This is a genomic window from Gynuella sunshinyii YC6258, from assembly GCF_000940805.1.
GTDB lineage: Bacteria > Pseudomonadota > Gammaproteobacteria > Pseudomonadales > Natronospirillaceae > Gynuella > Gynuella sunshinyii.
In genome coordinates this window covers 5,389,025-5,413,716 of sequence record NZ_CP007142.1, presented here as the reverse complement: position 1 = coordinate 5,413,716, position 24,692 = coordinate 5,389,025, and the positions used below count along the sequence as shown (strand labels likewise).

The window sequence follows — 24,692 nt, the reverse complement described above, 5'->3', positions numbered from 1 at the left end:
AGAGAAACCTATGTCCACTGCCAATATTTTCGCCAGGGCGCTGGCACAGCAGAAAGATTTGTCGACGGTGTTTAAAGAGCAACTGGCCGACAATCAAAACCATCTGGTATTTGTAGAGCGTCATGGACTGGTGCCCTGGAGTTATCAGACTCTGTATCAGCGGGTCGAACGAACGGCGGCGGCATTGCAGAGCCGGGGTGTGCAGAAAGGTCAGACAGTATTGCTGTGCTGCGATGACGAAAAACTGTTTATCCAGGGATTCTGGTCGATTCTGCTGGCCGGTGCGGTGGCGGTGCCATTGGCAACACCCTTGAGTTTTGCCAGCACCGATGAAGCGCTGCTGAAAATTCTGGCCATCAGTGAGCAATGCCAGGACAGTGTTTTTCTGACTGATATTGATGCCGGCTCACTGGCGCGGTTAACCGACGGACAACGGACACTGGAACCGGCCAACACGCTGTTTATCGAACAGCTTGATGGTACGGAAACGTTTACCCCGGTTGCCTGTGAGCCCAACGATCTGGCAATGCTGATGTTCAGCTCCGGCAGTACCGGTGATCCGAAAGGCGCCTGTCTGAGCCATAAAAACCTGTTGACCAATTTATGGCAGATTTCCGTGCGAACCGAGTTGACCGGTGACGACCGTTCGCTGAGCTGGTTGCCCCTGACCCATGATATGGGACTGGTGCTGTTTCACATGTGCCATACCCTGGCCGGCTTCGAACAATACAAGATGACGCCTTACTCATTCGTTCGTGAGCCGGTGGCGTTTTTACAATTGATCGGCCGTGAACGGATCAGCATCATCGGTATGCCGAATTTTGGTTTTGATACCTTGTTGCGTGCGTGTCCTGATCCTGTGCAGGAAAATCTCGATCTGACGTCATTGCGGGTGATCTACAACGGCGCGGAGCCGATCAACCCAAGACTGGTGCGCCGCTTCAACCATCACTTCGCAGCGGTCGGACTCAAACCCTGGGTGGTCAGTCCCGGTTACGGCATTGCCGAATGCTGTGTGGTGGCCAGCCTGTTTCAACACAGCGATCTGGAACGCCGGGGCGGATTACCGACTCTGAGGATCAAAAAAACTTCCGGGCAAGCGGTGGGTACCGCTGTGATTCCGGTGCCGGAACATGAACACGATGCGGTGGAAATGGTGGCTCTGGGGCCGATCATGGCCGGCATGCAGGTACGCATCAGTGATGACGACGGCAACCAACTGGGTGAACTGCAAACCGGTCATATCAGCTTTGCCGGTGCTAATGTCAGCCGTGGATACTGGGGTAAAGCGCTGACCGAATGGTGCAGCACTGGAGATATTGGCTTTATCTGCAATGGCGAACTGTTTATCTCCGGTCGCTCCAAAGACGTGCTGTTCATCAACGGCAAAAATCACTATTCCAACGACCTGGAAAACAGCCTGTGTGACAAAACCGGCTGGCCTTCCAATCAGCTGGCCGTGGTCGGCTACCGGCATTCCGCCGATGAAAAAGAACAGGTGGCACTGTTTTATCGCAAATACAGTGATATGCCGGTTCAGAAAATAGAACGGCTGCGCAGCGAACTCGAAAGCCGGCTGTCCTATCCTGTGGCAAGGGTGTTTGAATTGTCCGCTCTGCCAAAAACCACCAGCGGCAAGATCCGACGGTTTCAGTTGCGTCAGGGCATCATTGATGGACTGTATGACGACTGTGAAGTGTCATTTCAGCACCACCGGGATGCCACCACCGGTGAGCGCGAATTATGGGTCTGGCAGCAGATCTGCGACATACAGGCGCTGACCGGAGACGCACCGGCAGTCCTTGAACCCTTGTCACATATGGGCATGGATTCCGTCAGCTGGTTGCAACTGAGTCACCGGATCGAGGCCCGACTGAATGTCCGGATGTCCCTGGCACAACTGGTGGCTGCACAACATCTTCAGGGCATCGCCGCACTGCTGCCTGATCCGCTGATTATCGAAGCGCCGGGTGAATTTGAGCAGGGACTGACAGAAGTGCCGTTGTCAGAAAACCAGTACGCCATCTGGACCAGCTACCTGCTCGATGAACACAAAAACACCTACAACGAAAGCTACAGCCTGAACTTCAACGCCCATATCAACCTGAACCGGTTTCGGGAAGCGGTGGTTCAAGCTGTACGTGCGCATCCGATGCTCAATACCATCGTCGATGATCAGCGCCAGCCGACCCTGATCTGGCAACCTGACAGCCAGATTGATGTGCGGGTGACGCGACATCCCGACAACCTGCCAGAACTGTTACAACAGCGGGCCGAACGTGCCTTCGATCTCTATACCGAATGCCCGATCCGGGTGGAACTGTTCGAACTTGGCAACGACAACTACAGCCTGCTGATCGTCTCCCATCACCTGGTCACCGATGGCTGGAGCTTCAGCATCCTGTTGCAGGATATTTTCAACGCCTACCACGGCCGGCTGGCACAAGCACAGAGTCAAGGCCTGTGGCAGACCCAGGCGGCTGAGCCCGCAGACGGTGAAACCGAATACTGGCGACAACTGCTAAAAGACACCCACAGCATCGACCTGCCCATGCTTGCTCATGGGACACCCACCCAAACCCAGCCGGTTCAGGAAGCGGCCGTTCATGGGACACCCACTCATGTTCAAGGGAGGCATGTTCAAGGGACACCCACGTCTGTTCAAGCAGCTGTTCATGGGACACCCACTCATGTTCATGGGACACCCACTCATGTTCAAGGGACACCCACTTCTGTTCAGGGGACACCCACTCATGTTCAAGGGACACCCGCTTCTGTTCATGGGACACCCACTCATGTTCATGGGACACCCACTTCTGTTCAAGAGACACCCACCCAAACCCAGCCGGTTCAGGAAGCGGCTGTTCATGGGACACCCACTTCTGTTCAAGGGACACCCACCCAAACCCAGCCGGTTCAGGAAGCAGCGATTCATGGGACACCCACTCATGTTCATGGGACACCCACTCAAACCTGTGCCGTCGTTAAGTGGAAGTTTGATGGTCAGTCGGTGCAGCGTTTGCAGGATTACTGCGGCCATGGGGATTTGACGGTCTTTAATTTTCTGGCCACGGCGGTGTCTTTGTTGTTTTCACGATTGTCGGGGCATGACAGGGTGCTGCTCGGTACTCTGGTGGCTAACCGGCATCACGACAGTGATGCCCGGCGGGTGGGGTATTTTGCTCAGACCCAGGCGTATGTGATTGAGGTGGATGAGCAGGCCGCTGTCACGGATCTCGCCGCCAGTGTCGCGGCGCAGACGTATAAACTGATTGCCTCGCCTGCCTTGCCTCTGGCACGGCTGAGTCAGCTGACAGGGGTGAATATCGAGTCGATGATGGAAGTGGTTTATGTCCATCAAAACACTCCAGCGTTTGATCCGGGTGAGCAGCTTCAGGTGATGTCACGACAGGCTCATCGCAGCCGGCCCAGAACCGGTATCTATATCACCTCGGAATTTATGGGTCATGATCTGGAGTGCGTGTGGGAATATGATGCCACGAAGTATCAGCCGACCCAGATTCATTATTACATTGATGTGTTTCGCCTGTTGATCGAACAGATTGCGGTGAACCCGGCGATGCCGGTCAGGTCGTTAAACTGGATCACGCCCGGACATCAGGCCATTCTGTCCAGCTATCACCGGACTGATGCCGCCATTGACCGGCAATACAGCGTCGTTGCACGTTTTAATGATGCCGTCACCCGGTTTGCAGAACAGCTGGCCATCAGCGATGACCTGTATCAGCTGAGCTATGCGGAGTTGCAGGCTTGCGTCGATGCGCTCAGTCATGAGCTGGTCGAGCAGGGAATCAGCAAGGGAGACCGTGTCTGTATTGTCACGGATCGCAGTGTCCATTATGTCGTTGCCATGCTGGCGGTTTTGCAGACCGGGGCGTTGTTTATTCCTCTGGATCCGGCTCTGCCTGAAGACCGCACCCGGTTTATCATTGCGGATTGCCAGGCTGCCTTTCTGCTAACCACCGACAATACCGATATTCGTCGCCAATATGGCGAAGACTACAAGGTCATTGCGTTTGATGTCACCACTCTGAATCGCCAGCGTTCGTTTGAAGCGGTTTCGGTTTTGGCCGGAGATGGTGCTTATCTGATTTACACTTCCGGTACTACTGGGCGTCCGAAAGGGGTGGTGAACGATCATAAAAGTCTCGCCAATCTGGTGGCCTGGGTGGCCGATGATTTTCATTATCAGCCCGGCGAGACCATGTGTCAGTTTGCACCGTTTTCGTTTGATGTTTCCATTGCCGAGATCCTGCCAAGCCTGTGCGCCGGACTGCATTTGTATATTCTGCCACCGGAGAAACGTGCCTCGCCCCAGGCTTATTTGCAGGTGCTGCGGGATAAGCATGTGAACGTTGCCACCGTTACGCCGGCATTCTTTTATCAGTTTCTGGATACGCCGGAACCACTACAGCAGTGTATGGCGGATATGCGACTGTTCATTCTTGGGGGTGAAGCGTTGAAAACCCATGAAGTCCGTCGTTTTAAGGAAATCGTTTCTCATGTCCAGCTGGTGAATGTGTACGGTCCGACGGAAACCACGGTGTTGTCGAGTTTCTATTTTGTCCCGGATGTTCACGATGATTCCCGGCAGTGGCAGCCATTGGGTCGTCCTATTGCCAATACTGAATTTAGCCTGTTAACCACACAGCAGCAGCCGACGCTGTTGACCCAGACCGGTGAAATTTATATTGCCGGGTCAGGGCTCAGTCAGGGCTATTGGAATGATGCAGAAAAAACCGCTGCGGCATTTCAGACTCTGACGATTAATGGCGCTGAGTCAACGCGCTACTACAAGACCGGTGATCTCGCCAGACTCAGTATCGACGGCAGTCTGGAGTTTGTCGGTCGCAGTGACAATCAGGTGAAAATCCGTGGCTTTCGTATCGAGCTGGGCGAAATTGAAAAGGCTTTGCAGCACTGTGACGACATTACCCAGGTGGTAGTGGTGCCGAAAGAGCTGTCTGCCGGTCAGGTCAGTCTGGTGGCCTATTATTGTGGTACCGCGCGTGACAAAGCATTTTTCAATGCCATGCTCAGTCAGACACTGCCGGCATACATGTTGCCGGACTTTTACTGCCATATTGATCACATGCCGTTGACCCACAACGGCAAAATCGACCACAAACAGTTGCCGGATATCAGCCGTGACAATTTCGACAACGTGCCCTATGAACAGCCTGTCGGCCCGATTGAAAACAATCTTTACAGCATCTGGGGCGATATCCTGAAGCTGGATCGTATCAGTCGTCATGCGAACTTTTTTGATATCGGTGGCAACAGTTTGTTGGCGGCCAGGATGTTGTACGGTATCAAGGAAAAATTCCATGTATCTATCTCGCTGGCAGATATTTTCAACGTACCAACACTATGTGACATGGCGGCATTGATCGCTGAGTCCGGCGACTCAGAGCCGTTGTCAGTGATGCCGGTTGTCGATCCCATTCAGGTGTACCAATTGACGGAATATCCGGTTTCGGAAACTCAGGCGAGTATGATTTTCAACGAACTGAGTGCCACGACTGTAAGCCTCAATAATATTCCGCTGACATTACAGCCGGCCACTCCGATCGCTGTGGATCGCATTCGTCAGGCGCTGGAATCGCTGGCAGCCCGGCATCCGATATTGGGTTGTCGTTACCGGATCGAGGAAGGCGGCATCACCCAGCAGTATCAATCCTTGCCACTGGACTTCACGCTGCTGCAATCGGTACCGGCGGAATCCATGCTGGAGCAGGCGCGGTTGTTTCACCGTCAGGTGTTTGATCTGTATCAGGGACCGTTATGGCGTACTCTGGTCATGAGTGACAGAGATGGCCGTCAGTGGCTCAATCTGAGCTTTCATCATTCCATTGCCGATGGTGTGACACTGGAGTTGTTCATGTCCGATCTGGATTCGTTCCTGAGACAACCATCACCGCTGTCGGCCGATACTCAACCCGGTTACGGTGACTACTGTCTATGGCTGCAACAGAAAGTTCAGCAGGGCGGTTTTGCCGCTCATGAGCGCTACTGGCAGGAAAAGTTGGCGGATATCACACCACTGACCTTGCCGATGGCACAGCCAGACCAGCAGAGCCAGGCTGGTGAACAGTATTTCGTGCAATTGAATAAGGCTCAGTCACAGGCGTTCCAGGTTTTTTGCGCCACCCACAAAGTCAGTCCTTTCGTGGCTTTTCTGGCTGTTTACAGCGTGATACTGGGGCAGACGGTGCAACAGAATAATTTCACCATTGGCGTGACCTTGAGTGGCAGAAGCAGCCTGCAACAGGAAAGCATTGCCGGTCTGTTCGTGAATACCCTGCCATTGACCATGCACATCGATGACTCCGCCACCGTGGCTGAATACGCCCAGGCCGTTCAACAGAACAGTATGGGACTGATGCAGTATCAGGATTATCCGCTGGTGAAGGTTCAGCGGCTGGCGGGCAGAGATAAATCATTGTTCAACGTATTGTTCAATCAGGAAGTCATTCAGGAACAGCAGTGTCTGAATGGTATCCCGGTGCAGTTGATCGGGGTCGATACTTATACGGCAAAATTTCCCCTGACCCTGACGCTCATGATGACCGATACCCTGCAATGGCGGGTGGAATACCAGACGGCTCGATTCAGCAGAAAATGGGTGGATGAACTTCAGAGTCAGGTGATTGACCTGATTGAGAGAACGGCTGAAATGTCAGAATTATCTATTGGTTCCTTACGCAGTATCGATGATGAACTGATGGCCCTGTTGGAATCCTGATCAAGGAAATATGTCATGAGTTTGAATGATGCAATTGTGTCCTTATACAAAAACAACAAACTTGAAAAAAGTGAAGCCTACGAATTGTTAAGTCAGGTCAAGGCGTTATCCAGGAACAACGCAGCGCCGGTGCCCGAGCGCCTGGTGGTTGAATGTGCCTTGCCTGGCAGTACCGCCGAACGTTTGGCACTGTGGTGTTACTTTGTCTCGATTCTGGAAAACCAGGGCACGGTATCGGTCAGTTATATCGAAGGCGACAGCCGTAAACCGCTGTTGGTTTCGGTGCAGGAGGATATGACCTTTCAAGAGTTGATTGAGCAGGTCAGCGGGACTCAACAACCCGGTGAGGCCGGCAATGATGATCCCAAATACCTGTTTGTGAATGACTCCCGCGTTGATACCGGTATTGCCAAAGCCGTCTGCACGGTCAAGCAGGAGCTGGTGGAATTTCAGGCGGAGCAGGACCCCAGACGCAAAACCCGTTTTGAAGAATGGCCGGAATTTTTCCAGTTTGTACTGCCGCAGATGCAGGCGCACCCTGAGTTGCCGCTGAATCAACTGGACCTGTTGCCACCGTCACATAAGATCCGGCTGGAAAACTACAATCGCACCTATGGCTACCTGCCGGAACAGCGCACCCTGGGCAGCCTGCTGCTGCCTTCCATTCAGCGCTACCGCACTGAAGTGGCGGTGGAAATGTCCGGTGCCTCACTGAGCTACGATGAGTTGCAGACGCAGGCGTGTGCACTGGCCAATCTGCTGCGCCAAGTCGGAGTCAAGCCCAACACTCTGGTTCCAGTGTTGTGTCAGCGCAGTGTGCAGATGCCGGCGGCATTGTTGGGCATCGTTTATTCCGGCGGTGCGTATGTGCCGCTCGAACCAGATAATCCGGCGGATCGCATTGAAGGCATTCTGCAGCAGACTCAGGCCGAGGTCATCGTCACCGACCGGCAAACCCTCGCAACGGCCGGCTGGCGTTTAGGGGACACCCACGTTAAAACCATTGTGTGTCTGGATGAATATGACGCCGCTGAAGAGCAGGGAATCCAGGTGCTGGATGCCCGGCAGCTGCGACAGCAATCGACTGAGTGTCCGGCCGATGTGAATCAACCGGATGATCTGTGTTATGTCATTTTTACCTCCGGCAGTACCGGCAAACCCAAAGGCGTCATGATCAGTCATCTGAATATCGTGAACACGGCGATTGGGGTGAACAACCAATACCGGGTGAATGCCGCTGACCGGGTAATGTGTTTTTCGTCCTACAGTTTTGATCTTTCCGTGTGGGATATCTTTGGTTCGTTTCTGGCCGGTGCCAGAGTGTTTGTACCGACCAAGGCGCAGATCAAAGATCCGGCCGGGCTGATCGATATCATCGATCAACACCGTATTACCATTTGGGATTCCGTGCCTACCGGCATGAGCCAGATGCTGATCCCCTTACTTGACCGCAACGATCAGCGCACGCATCCAACACTGAGGCTGGCCATGCTCAGCGGTGAATTCATTCCGTTGAGTCTGCCGGCCAATATTCATCGTTATTTTCCCAACTGCAAAATCTCCAGTCTCGGCGGTGCCACAGAAGGGACGGTCTGGTCTATTTTCTATTATCCGGTGGATCGGGTGGCACCGCACTGGAAGAGCATTCCCTATGGATTTCCGTTGGCCAATCAACGTTTTTACGTCCTCAATGAGGCGATGAAACCCTGCGCAATTGGACAAAAAGGTATGTTGTACATTGCCGGTCTTGGCGTGGCTCAGGGGTATTACGGTGATGAAGAGAAAACCCGCAATGCGTTTATCCCGTGTCCGTGGGAATCGGACATGGGTGAGACGATCTACAAGACCGGTGACCTCGGTGTGTTGAATGCCGATGGCGTGGTGGAAATCGTTGGTCGTGCCGACTATCAGGTAAAAGTTCGCGGTTTCAGAGTCGAGTTGGGCGAAGTGGAAACCCAGCTTTCCGGTATTCACGGGATCGATCAGGCGGCGGTGCTTGCGCGACCCGATCCGATGAGCGGTAACCGCCTGGTGGCGTTTTACACCTCGGCCAGCGGTGAGCTTTCTGCTGGCGAATTGCAGCAGGCGCTGAAAGGTAAATTGCCGGAATACATGGTGCCGAGCCAGTTTGTGTTTCTGGCCAATCCGCCCGTTGGCACAACCGGCAAACTGGACCGCAAAGCATTAATGGAGTGGCAGGTTTCGCGCACCGAACTCAGCCAGACATTTGTGCCCCCGTCGACGGATGAAGAACATCGGTTGGCTGATTCCCTGAAGGCCATGCTCAATATTGATCGCATTGGGGTCGAGGATGATTTCTTTCTGATCGGCGGTGATTCGTTATTGGCCTTACAATATATTTCCGCACTGAAAAACATGGGCTATTCGGCGACGCCCGCCATTATTATGGAAGGCCGGACCATTCGGGAGATTTTGCAGCGGGTTAAAGATGGTCAGGGGCAACCATCGCCATCATTGTCACAGCAGCAACCTCATTCCGCGCTGTCACCGATGCAATATAAATTTATTCACCGCATGCCACTGGTAAACCGGGATCACTGGAATCAGTCCATTGAATTGCGGATGCAGGCGGTTCCCGAGATCGAACGCCTGAACACGGCTTTGAACAAGGTGATTGCCGCTCATCCGATGCTGCATGCCGGTATCGATCAGGACAATACCGAGCGCCTCGCAGTCGCGGATATCGTTACCCGGCCAATAATCGTCCATGACCTGAGCACAATTGAACCTGAGGTGGCGGAATCGGAATATCAGCGTCTGATCGCGGAATTGCAGTCGCACCGCAGTTGCCGGGCACAAGGCATTGGCGACATGATGCTGGGTATTTTCTCGGATCAGGATGTTCGTCTGATCTGGTCGGTCAACCATTTTTCCGTGGATGCGCATTGCTGGCGTATTCTGGTGGAGGATCTCGCGGCGGCCTATCAGCAGCCTCAGCAACCGTTACCGGCAACCGCGCCATTTTCCGATTATGTTGATACGGTCAAACAAGGATTCGGTGAAGCCCGGCAGCAATACGCAGCCGACTGGAATCAATTCGCAGAATCGGAACAATTCCGTCTTCCCAAAGACCTGGAAGGCAGTAATCTGGAAGCTGATCTGTGCAGCTACGCTATACAGTTCAGCGAAGATCAGACCCGGGGCATCCTCGATTGTGTCAGTTCAGCCGCCGGAGTGAATCTGCATCTGGTGACGCTGACCTCTGTGATGCAGGCTTTGCATCAGTGGAGTGGTGAGCAACAGGTGGCGCTGGATGTGATTTCCAATGGTCGTGATATTCATCGTGACAAAGACTTTTCCAGAACCATCGGCTGGTTCGCCACCCATAATCCGTTTGCCGCTTCCATCAGCAATGATATTCATGAAACATTGACGCAGGTGAGTCAGAACTGGCAGGCGCACCAGCAGAGCAGTCGGTATTTTGTAGAAGCCTGCAATCAGGCGCATGCCGACCCGAAACATGCCCTGTATGGTTATCAGGATAACGCCGTGCTGTATAACTTCCTCGGCATGTACGACAACCTGGCGTTGCCCTCCGGTTGGCAGGTCAGAGGCTCAGCCGGACAGGATCGCGCCAGTGAAAACCCCAGAACCCACGAGCTGGAGCTGGAGATTCTCGTGGTCGGTGGGCGATTGAATATCCAGATCCATTATTCTGGCAAACAGTATCAGGCAACGACTGTCGAAGGACTCGGAAAAGCAATCCAGTCTGGAATCAGTGCGCTGACGGGCGGCTGAAGAAATTCTGCGAGTGATGTCGCCGGGTCGTCTTTGTTGCAGCGTTTCAATATCAGTCTGTGATATTGAAACGCTGCCGGATCAAATTTTTGTTTTTCCGTTTGCAGGGTTTTCATGACAACGTTTAATCTGGTTTATTTTCCATACGCGGGCGGCAATGCCTATTCCCTGGAAAATCTGCGTAAACAGCTGGACTGCCATTGGCGTTATACGGCACTCGAATATCCCGGTCATGGTACCCGCTGGGCAGATGCGCTGGTTGATAATATTCATGAACTGACGATTGATCTGCACCGACAGCTGCTCGACTCGGCGGACCCGTCATTGCCGTGGATTTTTCTGGGTTACAGTTTCGGCGGTCTGATGGCATTCAAGCTGGCCAGTCTGCTTGAGCAAACCGGTAACACTAATGTACACGGGTTGATTACCGTCAGTGCCCGACCTCCCGTGCATCTGCGCCAGCCCATGGATAGCCGGTTTCTGGAGACCGATCAGTCCCTGACAGCACACCTGTTGTCCCTGGGTGGTATTCCGGAGCGCATCGTTCAAAGTCAGGAAATGATGAGCTGGTTTTTGCCGATCATCAAATCCGATCTGAGTTGTTATGCCCAGTTTGATCTGCAGCAACAAAAAATCAATATGCCTATTTTAAGTTTTCATGGACGTGATGATGCCTTGATGGTCGAACGCGAATGGGGAGACTGGCAGCAGTCCACTCATGTTCAGGCAAACACTGGCAGTGAAATGCTTGATGGCCGTCATTTTTGTCATATCGGCAATGAAATTCATATTGCCACCCGCATCAGTGAATGGCGCGATACGCTGTCGGAGACTTCGGTGTTATCGGAACCATGTCTGGACGGTTGACGAAGTACTCAAACAGCCCGTTCAGATCCTTTTTTGGATGGCGCTTTCATGCTATCCGGCCGTCTTTCTTATGAGTTTGTCCTGATCTCTTTGCGGCTCGCCCCCAGCACTCTGGTGATGTTCCGGGACTGGCATCGTCTGTACCCACGTTCATGCCTCCGGCATTGCACTATTTACCCGGCATTCGATTGTCGTATCAGCATGGATCCCTGATGAACCGGTGATGGCCGTACAAGCCTGACCAGAGCGCTTGTGTAACATTAGACAGTATTTCATGTATTGGCTTTGGCTTAACATTTTGCCCTGAGGTAAGTGATCTGATGTTGCGGCCAACAGAATAAAAACCTATGTCAATGGGCTGCGCCAGAAGGTGGCGCATTTATATGATCTGTTAACCGTAGCCGGCGTATGTTCCGGTTCAAGAGGATTGCCACCGATGAATGAAAATCTTTTTTAATTCAGGAGCAAGGCTATGGAATTCGATAAGAATGCAATTAAAGAAATTTGTTTGCGCGTTATTGAGATGGAAGAGGATGAAATTGGTATGGACGAAGAATTTCGTTCTTTTTCTCACATCGATTCTCTGAAGGCTCTGGATCTGATGACGGAAATTGAGCGTCATTTTCAAATCAAACTGCCGGAAAAAATATTGCGCGAATTCGAGACCATCAACGGCGTTATTGCTGCAGTTGAACGCCATGTATCCGCTGAAACGATGGTGTCTTGATCTCCAGGACACAGTGTACTGAATGGTTTTTCCGGGTGAACAGGTTGACATGAACGTGAAACAGGATAACAAAGTTGCCATGATTACCGGCGGATCCCGCGGCATTGGCAGGAGCATCGTCGAAGAACTTGTCAGACAAGGTTGGCTGGTTGCTTTTACCTATGTCAGTAACGATCAGCAAGCCGAGACGCTGGTGGCGGAATTGGGAGCCGGTCAGGTATTGGCACTCAGAGCTGATAACACCAGTATGGACTCGGTGCAGGCGGCCACCCGCGAAGTTCTTGAACACTTCGGGCGTATCGATGCACTGGTCAATAACGCCGGACTAACCCGCGATAATCTGCTGCTGATGCAGGATAAAGAGGAATGGGATACGGTATTGAACGTCAATTTGAATGGCGTTTTTAATACCACCAAGTCGCTGATCCGGCATTTTCTGCAACAACGCTCCGGTGCCATCGTCAATGTCTCTTCTGTGGCCGGTGTCATCGGCGTGCCAGGACAGACCAATTACTGTGCCAGCAAGTTTGGACAGATTGGATTCAGTAAGGCGCTGGCGCTGGAAACCGCCGGCCGCAACATTCGGGTCAACAGTGTATGTCCGGGTTTTATCGCTACCGATATGACTGAAAAACTGACGCAGGAGCAATACCAGGAAGCCGTTAACAGCATTCCCATGAAACGTTTTGGTCAGCCCGCTGAAGTGGCGGCGCTGGTGGCGTTTTTGTTATCTGACGCAGCTTCGTACATAACCGGTCAGGTGTTTGTCATTGATGGAGGACTCACAACATGACCGACACTACAGTGGCCTTACCGGCGATCACCGCAGTGATTCCCCAACGGGAACCGTTTCTGTTTGTCGATACCGTGATGGACAATCTACCCGCCGAAGAAACCACCGCAACGTATCGGGTCGACGTCGGCAATCCTAATTTAGCCGGACATTTTCCGGGCAATCCGGTGTTTCCCGGTGTACTGATCACAGAACATATGGCCCAGGTGGCCTGTTATTGTCTGGGCAGCCACATCAATAATCCCGATTGTCAGTATTTGCTCGTTCGCATCGAAAACTGCGTCTTCAAAGAAAAAGTTGTGCCCGGTGATACGTTAACCACAACGGTGCGGGTGTCCCGTATGTATGAACGGTTTGCTTCTTTTTCGTGTCAGTCCTTCAAACAAAACCGGCAGATAGCGACAGCCGACCTGCTGGTGTCTTTTCATCAGCCCGCTTCAAGCGACAAGGAATCATAAAATGTACAACCAGAAACGCATCGTCATTACCGGTATGGGGGTTGTCACCAGTATTGGCCAGAATGTTCAAACATTTTTCGACAACGCCATCAAAGGAACGGTATCCATTTCTGATGTTACCGCGTTCGATGTTTCACAAATGCGCAGTTGTCGTGGCGGTGAGATTCACGACTTCGATGTCAGTGAGCAGGATGTGACCGGGCGGGCGAAACAATTTGCTCTGGCGGCGGCCCGGGAATGCCTGGTTGGCAACCAGGCGCTGTTGCAGCATGACCCGTTCCGGGTGGGCATTGCGTTAGGTTTTACCCTTGGTGAGACAACTGCACTGGAGGGTTTTTGTGATCATTTCAAAGCCGGTGAACAAGCGCTGGCACAGGCATCGTTTAGCGACTATGCACCCAAACTGATCGCGCAGACAGTAGCCCGGGAATTAAGTATTTATGGTCCTAACTACACCATCGGACAAGCCTGCTCCGCTGGAAATTTCTGTACCGGACTGGCCCTTGATGCACTGTGTTCCGGCGAAGTCGATGCCATGCTGGTCGGTGGTACCGATGCGTTTTCCCGTTATTGCTATGCCGGATTTTCCCGTTTGGGTGCAATCGCGGGTGATACCCCACGGCCATTCAGTGCCCATCGTCAGGGAATGGTGCCTGCTGAAGGAGCCGGTATTCTGCTGGTGGAAACACTGGCGTCAGCCCAGCGACGCGGTGCCACGATATTTGCTGAAATCGTCGGTTATGGTGAAAGTTCTGATGCACACCATATTACCCAGCCCAGTATCGATGGCATCGAACAGGCCATGCGTATGGCGCTCGACAGCGCCGGTATCGAGGCTGAACTGATCGATTATATCTCCGCTCATGGGACCGGCACTCTGACCAGCGACCGCGCTGAATCAATGGTTTTGCAACGGATCTATCCTGACAAAATACCGCCCTTGTCGTCGGTTAAATCCATGATCGGTCACACCATGGGCGCGGCGGCCTCGATTGAATGTGTCGCCACCATCCAGGCCATGCAGCAGCAAATCATTCCTCCGACCATGAGTTTTCTTGAAGCAGATCCTGAGTGTCCAGTGGACTGTGTGCCAAACCAGGCAAGACCGGCGGAGATTCGATACGCCATGAAGACCGCTTCCGCATTTGGGGGGCAGAACTCAGTCATCATTTTTCGTCAATGGAATCATCAGGAGACCGCTCATGCCGTCTAATAATATTGCGATTGTTGCAGCGTCAGCATTTACCCCCTATGGCATGACGACCGATGATTTCATTGAAGGCATTAATGGCCGGCCGGTTCAGTTTGACAACAACAGTGAGTTGGCCGAGTACATCAGCGAGGCATCTGTTCAGGTCGCGCTGACTCCGGAATACGATGCCCGAAAAGTATTGAATGCCCGTGGCATCAATCATCTCGACCGATTAACCCGGCATGTGTGTGTGGCTGCACAGCAGTTGCACGCAAGTCTGGTGGACGATGGTATGGATCAGTGGCCGGTTCAAATCGCAGCTGACCGACTCAGTATCGTTTTGGGAACCACCGGTCCGGTACAGAGCGTGGTCGATTTTGATATGGCCGCGATAGAAGAACCACAGTACGTTTCTTCCGGTCTGTTCCCCAATATTGTGTTTAATGTACCTGCCTGTTATGCCTCGATCCGTCACGGTGCCAAAGCCAGTGTCATCAGTTTTAACGATGGCGAAACGGCTTCGGCTAATGCATTTAAGACGGCCATCGGGCAACTGCAAAATAACCGGGCGGATATGGTCTGGGTCGGCGGAGCTGAAGCGTTGACGCCGGCGCATGTGTTGCTGATTGGTAGTCAGAGCAACTATCAGGCTGGCCAGCCGCTACCCGCAATGACCGAAGGTGCTTATCTGCTGGCGGCGGTCAAATATGATATGGCCGTACAAAACGCCATGCCAGTGCTGGCGGAGTTGGAATGTGCGGTGTCACTATTTTGTCCGGATCCGGAAAAAGCATTGGTTGCGTTACTGGCGAGAATGTGTGCCGAACGGCCGGTGGAAATGCAGGAAATCTCCTGGCTGGTGGGTGAGACCAGTGGCGTTGATGGGATATTGGGTTATGCCCTGAAAACACTGGATATCCAACAACCGCTTGGCTATCTGGCATCTGCGACCACTGCGGCATCGGTCATGACGGTTCTATGTCATCGTCAGGTTCTTGCTGGTGAAAGAGTTCTGCATATCTGTCGCGATGAGAATGGTGCCTGGGCGGCTGTATTGTTACGGAAAAACCGGGATCTTTGTTGAGAATCAAGTTTGAACATCAAGAGGACATCTCCGTGTCAAAGTTAGTCAATTCATTTTTCAGCGGCATTGTTCGATTTCGATATGCCACTCTTGTCGGTGCGCTGCTGGTGTTTCTGGCCAGTCTGTTGCCATTAAAAAATCTGTATATATTGCAATCCCAGGAAATGTGGCTGCCGGATGCTGATAATGTCCTGGCGGAGTTCAATGACATCCGGGAATGGTTTGGGCCAAACCAATATCTGATCATCGGTATGTCGGCTGCGGATGAAGCTCATCCGGTTTATAACCCGAAAACCCTGACGGCGATTAAAGAGATTACTCAGTTTCTCGATGGCCACGAACTGGTTGTCAAGGTCAACAGTCTCTCCAATCATCAGTACATGGAAAGTGGGTCTGGTTCTTTATGGTTGCGGGATACGGTGACCGATGACGATTATCATCGCGATACTGCGACACTCAGTGAGGAGATTCATGCCCACATTGCAGCCGATCCATTGAGTCGACCGGCGATTATCAACCAGGATGAAAATACTGCCCGGATATCGGCATTGATCACCTATCGCAAAGACGACGTTATGCAGCATGTACAGATCACCAATGATCTGGAAGCCTTTATCAAGGAAAAAGGGTATCAGCAACAGGGTATCCACTTTGAATTCTCGGGCTTTCCGTATATAGCCGCAAAAACGACACTGAATAATATGAAGGATCAGTCAACATTGTTACCAGCATTGCTGGTACTGTTGGTGATTCTTCTTAGAATCTTTCTTGGCCGTTGGGCCTATACCTGGATTCCAGTGGTGCTGGCATTGATGACAACGGTTATCTCGCTGGGCTTCATCGGTCTGATGGGTTATCCGCTGACGATGGTGAATGCTTCGCTGCCGCTGATCATTATTGCCATCAGCGTGGTGGATGCGGTTCACCTGATCAATCATTTCAATGGCAATCTAAAAGCGGGCAACGATGCCCGGCAGTCCGCCATCAACACCGGTATAGCACTTTGGCGTCCATGCTGGTTTACCAGCCTGACCACCATACTGGGCTTTATTTCCCTGAGTGTCAGCAATATGTTGCCAGTGAAGCAATATGGCTATGCATCGGCATTTGCCATTCTCATCGCGTATGTATTGAGTGTCACGCTATTGATTGCCTGGCTAAGCTTTATTCGCAAGCCGGCAAACCCAAATCGTGTGACCAGACAACTTCCCGGACTCATCAATCGAGTGGTTGAGTTTGCCATTAAGAACTATCGTATGGTGTTGGTGGTTACTGTTTTGGTTGTGGCTGTCTTTGCATCGTTTGCCACGCAAGTGAAGGCAGATGCCAATTACCTGCATTTTTTCCGTGCCAATTCTCCAGTGGCAACCGGGAATCACTTTTTTGACCAAAACTTTGAAGGCGCCAATAGCCTCGAATTTGCCCTCGACAGTGGTAAGGAAGACGGCACCCTGGAACCCGATTTTCTGCAACGTGCCTATGAGTTCCAAACCCGCATCAGTGCCCTGGACCATGCAGGTAATGCACAGTCATTGCTGAACCATCTGCTGAACCTGAAGCGGATATTTACCGGCCACGCCGGATTGCCAGAGAGTTTACAGGAGACGGCCCAATACCTGTTTTTCTATGCCTCTAATGATCCCATTGAGGATTTAAGTGATCTGCGCAGTTTTGACGGACGATATTTCCGGGTATCCCTGCCGGTTAAAAATACCGATGCCTCAGACATGAAAAAACTGCTGAACCAGGTTGATGGGTTGAGCCAGGGAGAATTCTCAGACTTGAATATCACTGTCAGTGGTGATCTCTATTTGCAACACAAAACAGAATATTATATTCAGGCCAATCTGGTGCAGTCATTCAGTGTGGCGCTGGGTACGATTATCGTCTGCCTACTGATTGTGTTTCGTTCGGTTAAAACCGGTCTGCTGTCTTTGATTCCTTCCCTGACACCGTTAATTATTGCTTCGGGTTTGATGGCGGTTTTTAATGTTTACCTCGATTTTGGCACCATGATTGTGGCGGCCATTACCATCGGTATTGCTGTCGACGATACAATCCACATTATTAACGATTACACCAGCGCGCGTAAGAGCGGCATGGAAATCCGCGATGCCATAAAAAAAGCCATTGATCACGCCGGTCTTGCTGTAATGTTAACCTCCATCATTCTACTGCTCGCGTTTATCGTCATGAGCTTTTCATCCTTTATGCCGAACGTATACTTTGGTGTGTTTTCTGCGGTTATCATCATTGGAGCACTGGTGTCAAACTTGCTGTTTCTGCCTGCAATTCTGATCGGTACTGAGAAAAGCCAAAACACCAAACAGATGACCAATGAAATACTGGAGAGCTGAACACATGAAATATATTGTCTCAATCATACTGGTCATATTGACTGGTGTGAGCCTTGCCGGTCAGGATCAGCGTGCCTATGACATTATGAAAAAAGTCGATGAACGTTATGATGGCGACAGTATTACCAGCCTTCAAACGTTGATTCTGGTAAATTCAAAAAACCAGAAAAAGACCCGACAACTTAAAAGCTTCTCCAAAGAATACGGTGACGACACCAGATCCATCATTTACATGCTGAAACCCGCTGAAGTCAGAAATACTGCATTTTTGTCCCATAACTGGAGCGATAGCAGCAAGGATGATGAAAGCTGGATGTACCTGCCTGCGCTTGATCGTGTTGACCGACTGCCAGCCAGTGATCAAAAAAATGCATTTATGGGATCGGATTTTAGTTTCGCCGATATGAATGGATTTGAACTTGAGGAGTGGCAGTACCGCTTGATTGATGAAAATGCGGACATCAACGGACAACCTTGCTACCGGATAGAAGCAGTACCGGCTGAGTCATTTCGACAAAAAATCATCGACGAAACAGGCTATGACCGCGTTGAACACTGGATAACCAAAGACAGCTATATGACTGTGCAAAGTCATCTGTACCTTGCAGATTCCAGCAAAAACAAAGTACTGAATGTCGAGGATATTCGTGATATAGAAGGTATTCTGACGCCGTATCGCATGACGATGAAAACTTATAAAGGCACGCGTTTGGAACATGCATCACTGCTACTGCTGAACGAGGTCGTCTATAACACTCTTGAGGATGATAACCTGTTTACCTCAGGTCAGCTTCGTCACCCGCCGATGTAAAAGCGATATCTATGAAACTGTTTTTGACCACGCAGTATTCGTTGCTGCTGATTGCTGTCGCAGTTACTGCTCCAGCTGAATCGTTAGAAGAGCCGGACTGGCTGCAAAGCCTGACGGATATTGATATGAGTGACGTTCAGGAGCCATCGCCCTGGTATGGCACATTGAGTATTGACGCATTTGTTCTCACTGACAAAGACGCAGCAGATGATAGCCTCGCTCGAATCCAGGCGGCATTGACCCTTGGTTGGCAGGGTAAGCTTGCGGAGTCGTTGAGTGGTCGGTTTGAACTCGATGGTATGGCTGATAACCATGAGTTTTTCAGCACAGGCACATCCAGATCTGCAGAGTTACATACCGGCGAGTTTTACCTGGATTGGCGAATAAACACCAACCTGACTGTGAAAGCCGGCCGTGAAAAAATCGGTTTGGGATATGCACAGGGCAGTCGGGTTCTGGAAGCGTTTTCGCCGATGGACAGTCGTATTTCAGGATATGGAAACCTGCAGCAACTGAAGCTTCCGGTTGCTGCGGTGGATATCAGTTATCATGACAATCAATGGACACATAGACTGATTGTTATTCCGGAACAGCGAAATGACCGGATATACCTCAAAGGACCGTATGCCCAAATGGCGAACCCGGCTACCAATGCAGAGTGGTACTGGGATCGTGGTTTATATGCGCTTGGTTACCAGTCCGGGCCAATAGACTGGCGTGTAGCCGGCGGACAAATCTACAACCCTTCTCAAAGATTTGCTGAAAATAATCTGTTGAACCAGACAGAACAATTTTTGGGAGCGGCTGTGGGTTTTACCAGAGGGGCTGTCAGAGTGTTTACAGAAGGACGTGGGTTTCGAGGTATCGACACCTGGCCAAAACATGCGGCCGGACTGGACGGAAATGACATCCTGCTGGGACTCACCTACACTGGCATCAGCAACGCACAAATTCAGATCGAAGCCATGCGTAGCGAAATTGCAGGAGAAATCAGTAAGCAACTTTACCTTTCTGCTCAATACACATTATTAAGAGACTCATTGACACTCTCAACATCAAATACCTACATGATGAGTTACGATGCACTGGTTACAAACACCAGTGCGGAATACGAGTGGTTGGATGGCTGGAAGATTTCTATAGGCCTTTTGAATTACCACACCTTCGACGAAAACAGCCGGTATTCTGAACTGGAAAACAAAGACAGCGGTTATATTGCTATCAGCTTTCACTGGTAGAACAGAGTACTTGAGAAATCTCCCGGATACCTGAGCTATCTCTACAAGTCAGCAGCTGGCACCTGGCCTTCATAGCCACAAATGACCCTTCGGCGTTTTGGTTTGATTAATAGAGTAGAGCATGTGGCAGTTTGTGGGACACCCACTTTACGGTTCCGGTTCCGGGGACACCCACGTTCAGAGTTTAGGGGACACCCAAGCTAAGTTTTCTGAGACACCCACGTTAAAAGTTTTCTGAGACACCCACGTTAAGGCTTGATCAATTTTCCGATAGCAGGCATTATTCGATACTGTATATTTATCAGGATGGAGTTATGGCCCGATCAAGGAAGTCACAAATATCACTCGATGCCACCCCGTACTATCATTGTATCTCCCGGTGTGTCCGACGAGCTTTCCTCTGTGGTTTCGATCCTCTCACTCAAATCAGCTACGAACATCGCCGTCAATGGGTCGAAGACCGCTTGTTATGGTTGGGTGAGATTTTCGCCATTGATATCTGTGCCTATGCCGTCATGACCAACCACGTGCATGTGGTGCTCCATGTGAATCTCAGGCAAAGCGAACAATGGTCGATGGAAGAGGTTATTACCCGCTGGCATCGCCTCTACAAAGGCGTTCCCTTGAGTCATCGTTACCTTAACGGTGACCGTTTCTCTCCGGCTGAGGAGAAAATATTAATGACATTGGTCGAACAATGGCGCGAAACATTAACCTCCATCAGTCGTTTCATGGCGGTGTTAAACGAAGGAATTGCCCGCCGAGCCAATCAGGAAGATCAGTGCACCGGTCGCTTTTGGGAAGGCCGGTTTAAATCCCAGGCATTATTGGACGAAAAAGCACTCATGGCCTGCATGGCCTATGTCGACCTCAATCCCGTCCGGGCCAACATCGCAGCCACTCCTGAAACCTCCGATCACACTTCGATTCAAAAACGTATCCTATCCATCCAGAACAACCGTCAACAACCGAGTGAGCTCATGCCATTTATCGGTCATATCAAACAAGAGATGCCGGAAGGCATACCTTTTCCGTTCAAAGATTATCTGGAACTGGTGGATTGGACCGGACGAGCCATGCGGGAAGACAAACCGGGGTTCATTGATAACCAACAACCACCGATACTTACACGTCTGGATATCTCGGAGGCGCAATGGCATCGTTTGACCCAACGTTTTGAAAAACAGTTCAAATGTTTTGCCGGTCAAAAGTCATCGTTTGAAAGAATCAAAGATTGCTTCAACCTGAATCGAATGCCGCCCAATTTGTTGGCAGGTTGATCATTAAAACCAATCTTAAATAAAGAATACTTGATCCCTCCAAAGAATTGGGTGTGTTTTTAATTCACTCATAGATCTCAATTTCCTCTTTTCAGTCCCTATTTTTAAATTTATCAGCATCTTAGCTGTTCTGTTTGGGCGCTTTTTAGTTGTCCAATAAAAAAAATGGTGAACGTTGATCCAATTGACGGAATTGAGTGTTTTCTAAATACCGTTTTCTAAACCTCTTTTATATGTCCTTGAAAGAGTCTCTAAACTCTTGAGTTGGGTGTCCAACTAATTACATCCAACTAATTACAGTGGGTGTCCACTGAATCAACTGAATCATTGATATGGGCAGAGGCAGGCCTGGCGAGGTCTGCCTGTTGTTTTGTGTGGTGATCAGCCAGCATCGCGGTATGGGTTGCGAGGATCCTGAGTCCAGTTCATGTAGGGCTTATCGCTGTCCTGTTTGACCATGGTGATGCAGTTTTCTACCGGACAGGTGATCTGACATAAATTACAGCCCACACATTCGGCTTCGATGACTTCAAATTTATTGCTGCCATCGGTCTGGGCAATGGCTTTTATGGCCTGGTGAGAGGTGTCCTCGCAGCCAATATAGCAGCGGCCACAACCGATACATTTTTCATCGTCGATGCTGGCCACCACTTTGTAGTTCATGTTCAGGTATTTCCAGTCGGTGGTATTGGCGATGGCCAGGCCTTGAAAATCCGTCAGTGTTTCATAGCCTTTGCTGTCCATCCAACGGCTGAGACCGTCTTTCATTTCGCTGACGATACGAAAGCCATATATCATTGCCGCCGTACACACCTGAACACAACCAGCGCCGAGAGAAATAAATTCAGCGGCATCACGCCAGTTACTGATACCACCGATACCGGAAATCGGTAGTCCCTTGGTTTCCGGATCACGGGCAATTTCGCTAACCATGTTCAGTGCGATGGGTTTGACCGCCGGTCCGCAATAGCCGCCATGCGTACTTTTACCATCGACGATGGGCCGGGCAACCATGTTGTCCAGGTCGATGCCAGTAATGGAATTGATCGTGTTGATCAAAGATACGGCATCAGCATTGCCACGATGTGCCGCCCGAGCGGAAAACCGAATATCGGTAATATTGGGAGTCAGTTTTACGATCACTGGCAAGGTGCTGTATTGCTTACACCAACGGGTGACCATTTCGACGTATTCCGGTACCTGTCCGACAGCCGCGCCCATGCCTCGTTCCGGCATTCCGTGAGGACAACCAAAGTTCAGCTCCAGACCGTCGGCACCAGTTTGTTCAACCTGCTTGACGATTTTTTTCCAGGACTCTTCTTCGCACGGTACCATCAATGAAACCACCAGAGCCCGGTCCGGCCAGCTCTTTTTAACTGCTTCTATTTCACGCAGATTCACTTCCAGTGTGCGATCAGTAATGAGTTCGATGTTGTTGAAGCCGGCAACATTGCCAAAGCCATCATAGGTGGCGGAATAACGTGAAGACACGTTGACGGCTGCCGGGTCTTCGCCCAGGGTTTTCCAGACCACGCCGCCCCAGCCGGCTTCGAATGCCCTCTCGACGTTGTATTGTTTGTCTGTGGGCGGGGCAGAGGCCAGCCAGAAAGGATTAGGGGATTTAATGCCTGCGAATTCTGTCGATAAATCGGCCATGAGAATACTCCTGAATGTTGTTTATGCTGTTTTCTGGCACAGGGATTGATGAATCGCCAGAGCGGCCAATTTACCTTGTTGAACCGCTTCCACGGTCAGGTCCTGCCCGATTCCGGTGCAGTCTCCTCCGGCGAATACTTTGTCCATGCTGGTTTTAAAGTGTTCATCAACATGGATTTTGCCATTCTGTATGACCGGTAATTCGACATCATCTGCTTCAGGCAGAGAGAGTGTTTGCCCAACGGCTTTGAAGATTGCCTCGCAGGCAATCTGTTCACTTAAGTGGGTGTCCACTAAGTGATTCTGTTGCAGTTCGGTGCGACGGAAGGTCATGCCGGTCAAATGACCGTTTTCATCCACGTGGATCGTTTCCGGCCGGCTCCAGGTGCGAATGCGGACTTGATGTTGTTTGGCGATTTGTTGTTCATGGTGTGTAGCACCCATGTCCTGCTCACCCCGGCGATACACCAGAGTCACCTCTTCTGCTCCGAGTCGTTTCAGCTGACAGGCAATGTCGATAGCAGTATTGCCGGCACCAATAACAACTGCACTTTGAGGTACTACCAGCTCGCTGAGATCAGATGCCTGACGCAAGGTTTTGATGTAGTCGACCGCATCCATGACCGCAGAATGGTGTTCTTGGTCGAGTTGCAGTTGCCGTGTTGCCTGTAAGCCAATGGCCAGAAATACCGCATCAAATTCGGTGACCAGCGTATCCAGTTGAATATCCCGTCCCAGTGCTTTGCCGCTATGTACCGTAATACCGCCGATGCCGAGGATAAAATCCACCTCCTGTTGAGCGTAGTTGTCCGTCAGCTTATATCGGGCGATGCCATATTCATTCAGGCCCCCGGCTTTGTCTTCGGCTTCAAATACTTCAACCTCGTGACCCAGCATGGCCAGTCTGTGGGCGCAGCTAAGTCCGGCAGGGCCGGCACCGATGACGGCGATTGTCTTACCGCTGGCTTCAGCGCGTTTAAATGGGTGTCCAGTAAAGCTGGCGTGGTCGGTGGCGTAGCGTTGTAACCTGCCTATTAGCACGGGAGCGCATTCGGCCTCTTTGTTACGCACACAGGATTGCTCGCACAGGATTTCTGTTGGACACACGCGGGCGCAGCTACCGCCCATGATATTGCTTTCCAGAATGGTCCGGGCTGCGCCTTCCACATTGCCGGCGTGGAGGCTGGCGATAAAACTCGGGATATTAATACCCGTCGGGCAGGCTTTGATGCAGGGAGCATCGTAGCAGTAAAGACAACGGGCGCTTTCTATGGCGGCCTGACGGTCGGTTAGCGGTGGTTGAAGATCACTGAACAGGGTGTCCAGTGAAGACGGCGATAAGTGGGTGTCCAATGAAGGCGAGTGGGTGTCCATTGACGGCGTCTCGGCCGTTGGTACTGCGATGTTGGAAGTGGTCATCTCTCGGTTGTCTCCAGATGCTTGATGTCGGGGGATGGCCGGAGTGCCGGCCCTGGGTGGGAATTAGCATTCAATGTGCCATCTTTTGACCATGCGGTCAGGAGTTGTGTGTCAGGTGTTTCGGTTGATGGGATAACTGTCTGAAATAAAAGGGAAAACTATTGCTGAAGAATGGGACAGGTTTTTGCATTTATACGGTATTGGAGGGAAAAATTTTGCTGTGAAACAGAGTTCTTTGCACTCTTTTCAGGCATCATAGAGTGCTCCATGTGCAGATACTGTTAC

14 protein-coding genes are annotated in these 24,692 nt (G+C 51.2%); 12 read left to right on the top strand and 2 right to left on the bottom strand.

Features of this window, described 5'->3' with window-relative positions; translation table 11 throughout:
- The first annotated feature begins 10 nt into the window (after positions 1-10).
- The 12 genes from YC6258_RS22610 to YC6258_RS22555 all read left to right on the top strand — a co-directional run bounded on the left by YC6258_RS22610 (position 11) and on the right by YC6258_RS22555 (position 21,332).
- The gene (locus YC6258_RS22610; RefSeq protein ID WP_044618916.1) at positions 11-6,766 is read left to right on the top strand and encodes a non-ribosomal peptide synthetase; all 6,756 of its coding nucleotides are present in this window, start codon (positions 11-13) and stop codon (positions 6,764-6,766) included.
- Between the two features lie 15 nt (positions 6,767-6,781).
- A complete protein-coding gene (locus tag YC6258_RS22605; protein WP_044618915.1) occupies positions 6,782-10,525 on the top strand; it encodes an amino acid adenylation domain-containing protein in 3,744 nt (1,247 codons plus the stop codon).
- A 114-nt stretch (positions 10,526-10,639) separates the two neighbouring features.
- Positions 10,640-11,392, top strand: a complete 753-nt coding sequence (locus tag YC6258_RS22600; RefSeq protein ID WP_044618914.1) for a thioesterase II family protein — start codon at positions 10,640-10,642, stop codon at positions 11,390-11,392.
- 472 nt (positions 11,393-11,864) lie between these two features.
- The gene (locus tag YC6258_RS22595; RefSeq protein ID WP_044618913.1) at positions 11,865-12,119 is read left to right on the top strand and encodes an acyl carrier protein; all 255 of its coding nucleotides are present in this window, start codon (positions 11,865-11,867) and stop codon (positions 12,117-12,119) included.
- A gap of 49 nt (positions 12,120-12,168) precedes the next feature.
- The gene (gene fabG, locus YC6258_RS22590; protein ID WP_044620326.1) at positions 12,169-12,912 is read left to right on the top strand and encodes a 3-oxoacyl-[acyl-carrier-protein] reductase; all 744 of its coding nucleotides are present in this window, start codon (positions 12,169-12,171) and stop codon (positions 12,910-12,912) included.
- Positions 12,909-13,370, top strand: coding sequence for a 3-hydroxyacyl-ACP dehydratase FabZ family protein (locus YC6258_RS22585; protein ID WP_052830498.1), 462 nt, complete (start codon positions 12,909-12,911; stop codon positions 13,368-13,370). The genes fabG and YC6258_RS22585 overlap by 4 nt, the downstream gene beginning before the upstream one ends.
- Before the next feature lies 1 nt (position 13,371).
- Positions 13,372-14,583 (top strand): beta-ketoacyl-[acyl-carrier-protein] synthase family protein, encoded by a 1,212-nt coding sequence (locus YC6258_RS22580; RefSeq protein WP_044618912.1) that lies wholly within the window; start codon positions 13,372-13,374, stop codon positions 14,581-14,583.
- Positions 14,573-15,646, top strand: coding sequence for a beta-ketoacyl synthase N-terminal-like domain-containing protein (locus tag YC6258_RS22575; protein WP_044618911.1), 1,074 nt, complete (start codon positions 14,573-14,575; stop codon positions 15,644-15,646). Before YC6258_RS22580 ends, YC6258_RS22575 begins: the two co-directional genes overlap by 11 nt.
- 32 nt (positions 15,647-15,678) lie before the next feature.
- Positions 15,679-18,003: an efflux RND transporter permease subunit gene (locus tag YC6258_RS22570; RefSeq protein WP_144407718.1), complete on the top strand. Its 2,325-nt coding sequence runs from the start codon at positions 15,679-15,681 to the stop codon at positions 18,001-18,003.
- Between the two features lie 4 nt (positions 18,004-18,007).
- Positions 18,008-18,814: an outer membrane lipoprotein-sorting protein gene (locus YC6258_RS22565; RefSeq protein WP_052830497.1), complete on the top strand. Its 807-nt coding sequence runs from the start codon at positions 18,008-18,010 to the stop codon at positions 18,812-18,814.
- 11 nt (positions 18,815-18,825) lie between these two features.
- Positions 18,826-20,052, top strand: coding sequence for a hypothetical protein (locus tag YC6258_RS22560; protein ID WP_044618909.1), 1,227 nt, complete (start codon positions 18,826-18,828; stop codon positions 20,050-20,052).
- Positions 20,053-20,366: 314 nt separating this feature from the next.
- A complete protein-coding gene (locus YC6258_RS22555) occupies positions 20,367-21,332 on the top strand; it encodes a transposase (RefSeq protein WP_044618908.1) in 966 nt (321 codons plus the stop codon).
- A 381-nt stretch (positions 21,333-21,713) separates the two neighbouring features.
- Here YC6258_RS22555 and preA read toward each other — a convergent pair whose 3' ends face one another.
- Complete coding sequence (gene preA / locus YC6258_RS22550; protein WP_044618907.1) at positions 21,714-22,988, bottom strand: NAD-dependent dihydropyrimidine dehydrogenase subunit PreA; 1,275 nt, start codon at positions 22,986-22,988, stop codon at positions 21,714-21,716.
- Between the two features lie 21 nt (positions 22,989-23,009).
- Entirely contained in the window at positions 23,010-24,407 is a 1,398-nt protein-coding gene (locus YC6258_RS22545) for an NAD(P)-dependent oxidoreductase (RefSeq protein ID WP_052830496.1), read from the bottom strand.
- Positions 24,408-24,692 lie beyond the last annotated feature (285 nt).

Coding starts and splice junctions, on each gene's coding strand:
- preA (WP_044618907.1), bottom strand. CDS start 22,988: ATGGCCGATTTATCGACAGAATTCGCAGGCATTAAATCCCCTAATCCT.
- YC6258_RS22575 (WP_044618911.1), top strand. CDS start 14,573: ATGCCGTCTAATAATATTGCGATTGTTGCAGCGTCAGCATTTACCCCC.
- YC6258_RS22580 (WP_044618912.1), top strand. CDS start 13,372: ATGTACAACCAGAAACGCATCGTCATTACCGGTATGGGGGTTGTCACC.
- YC6258_RS22610 (WP_044618916.1), top strand. CDS start 11: ATGTCCACTGCCAATATTTTCGCCAGGGCGCTGGCACAGCAGAAAGAT.
- YC6258_RS22600 (WP_044618914.1), top strand. CDS start 10,640: ATGACAACGTTTAATCTGGTTTATTTTCCATACGCGGGCGGCAATGCC.
- YC6258_RS22555 (WP_044618908.1), top strand. CDS start 20,367: ATGGCCCGATCAAGGAAGTCACAAATATCACTCGATGCCACCCCGTAC.
- YC6258_RS22545 (WP_052830496.1), bottom strand. CDS start 24,407: ATGACCACTTCCAACATCGCAGTACCAACGGCCGAGACGCCGTCAATG.
- YC6258_RS22595 (WP_044618913.1), top strand. CDS start 11,865: ATGGAATTCGATAAGAATGCAATTAAAGAAATTTGTTTGCGCGTTATT.
- fabG (WP_044620326.1), top strand. CDS start 12,169: ATGAACGTGAAACAGGATAACAAAGTTGCCATGATTACCGGCGGATCC.
- YC6258_RS22585 (WP_052830498.1), top strand. CDS start 12,909: ATGACCGACACTACAGTGGCCTTACCGGCGATCACCGCAGTGATTCCC.
- YC6258_RS22605 (WP_044618915.1), top strand. CDS start 6,782: ATGAGTTTGAATGATGCAATTGTGTCCTTATACAAAAACAACAAACTT.
- YC6258_RS22565 (WP_052830497.1), top strand. CDS start 18,008: ATGAAATATATTGTCTCAATCATACTGGTCATATTGACTGGTGTGAGC.
- YC6258_RS22560 (WP_044618909.1), top strand. CDS start 18,826: ATGAAACTGTTTTTGACCACGCAGTATTCGTTGCTGCTGATTGCTGTC.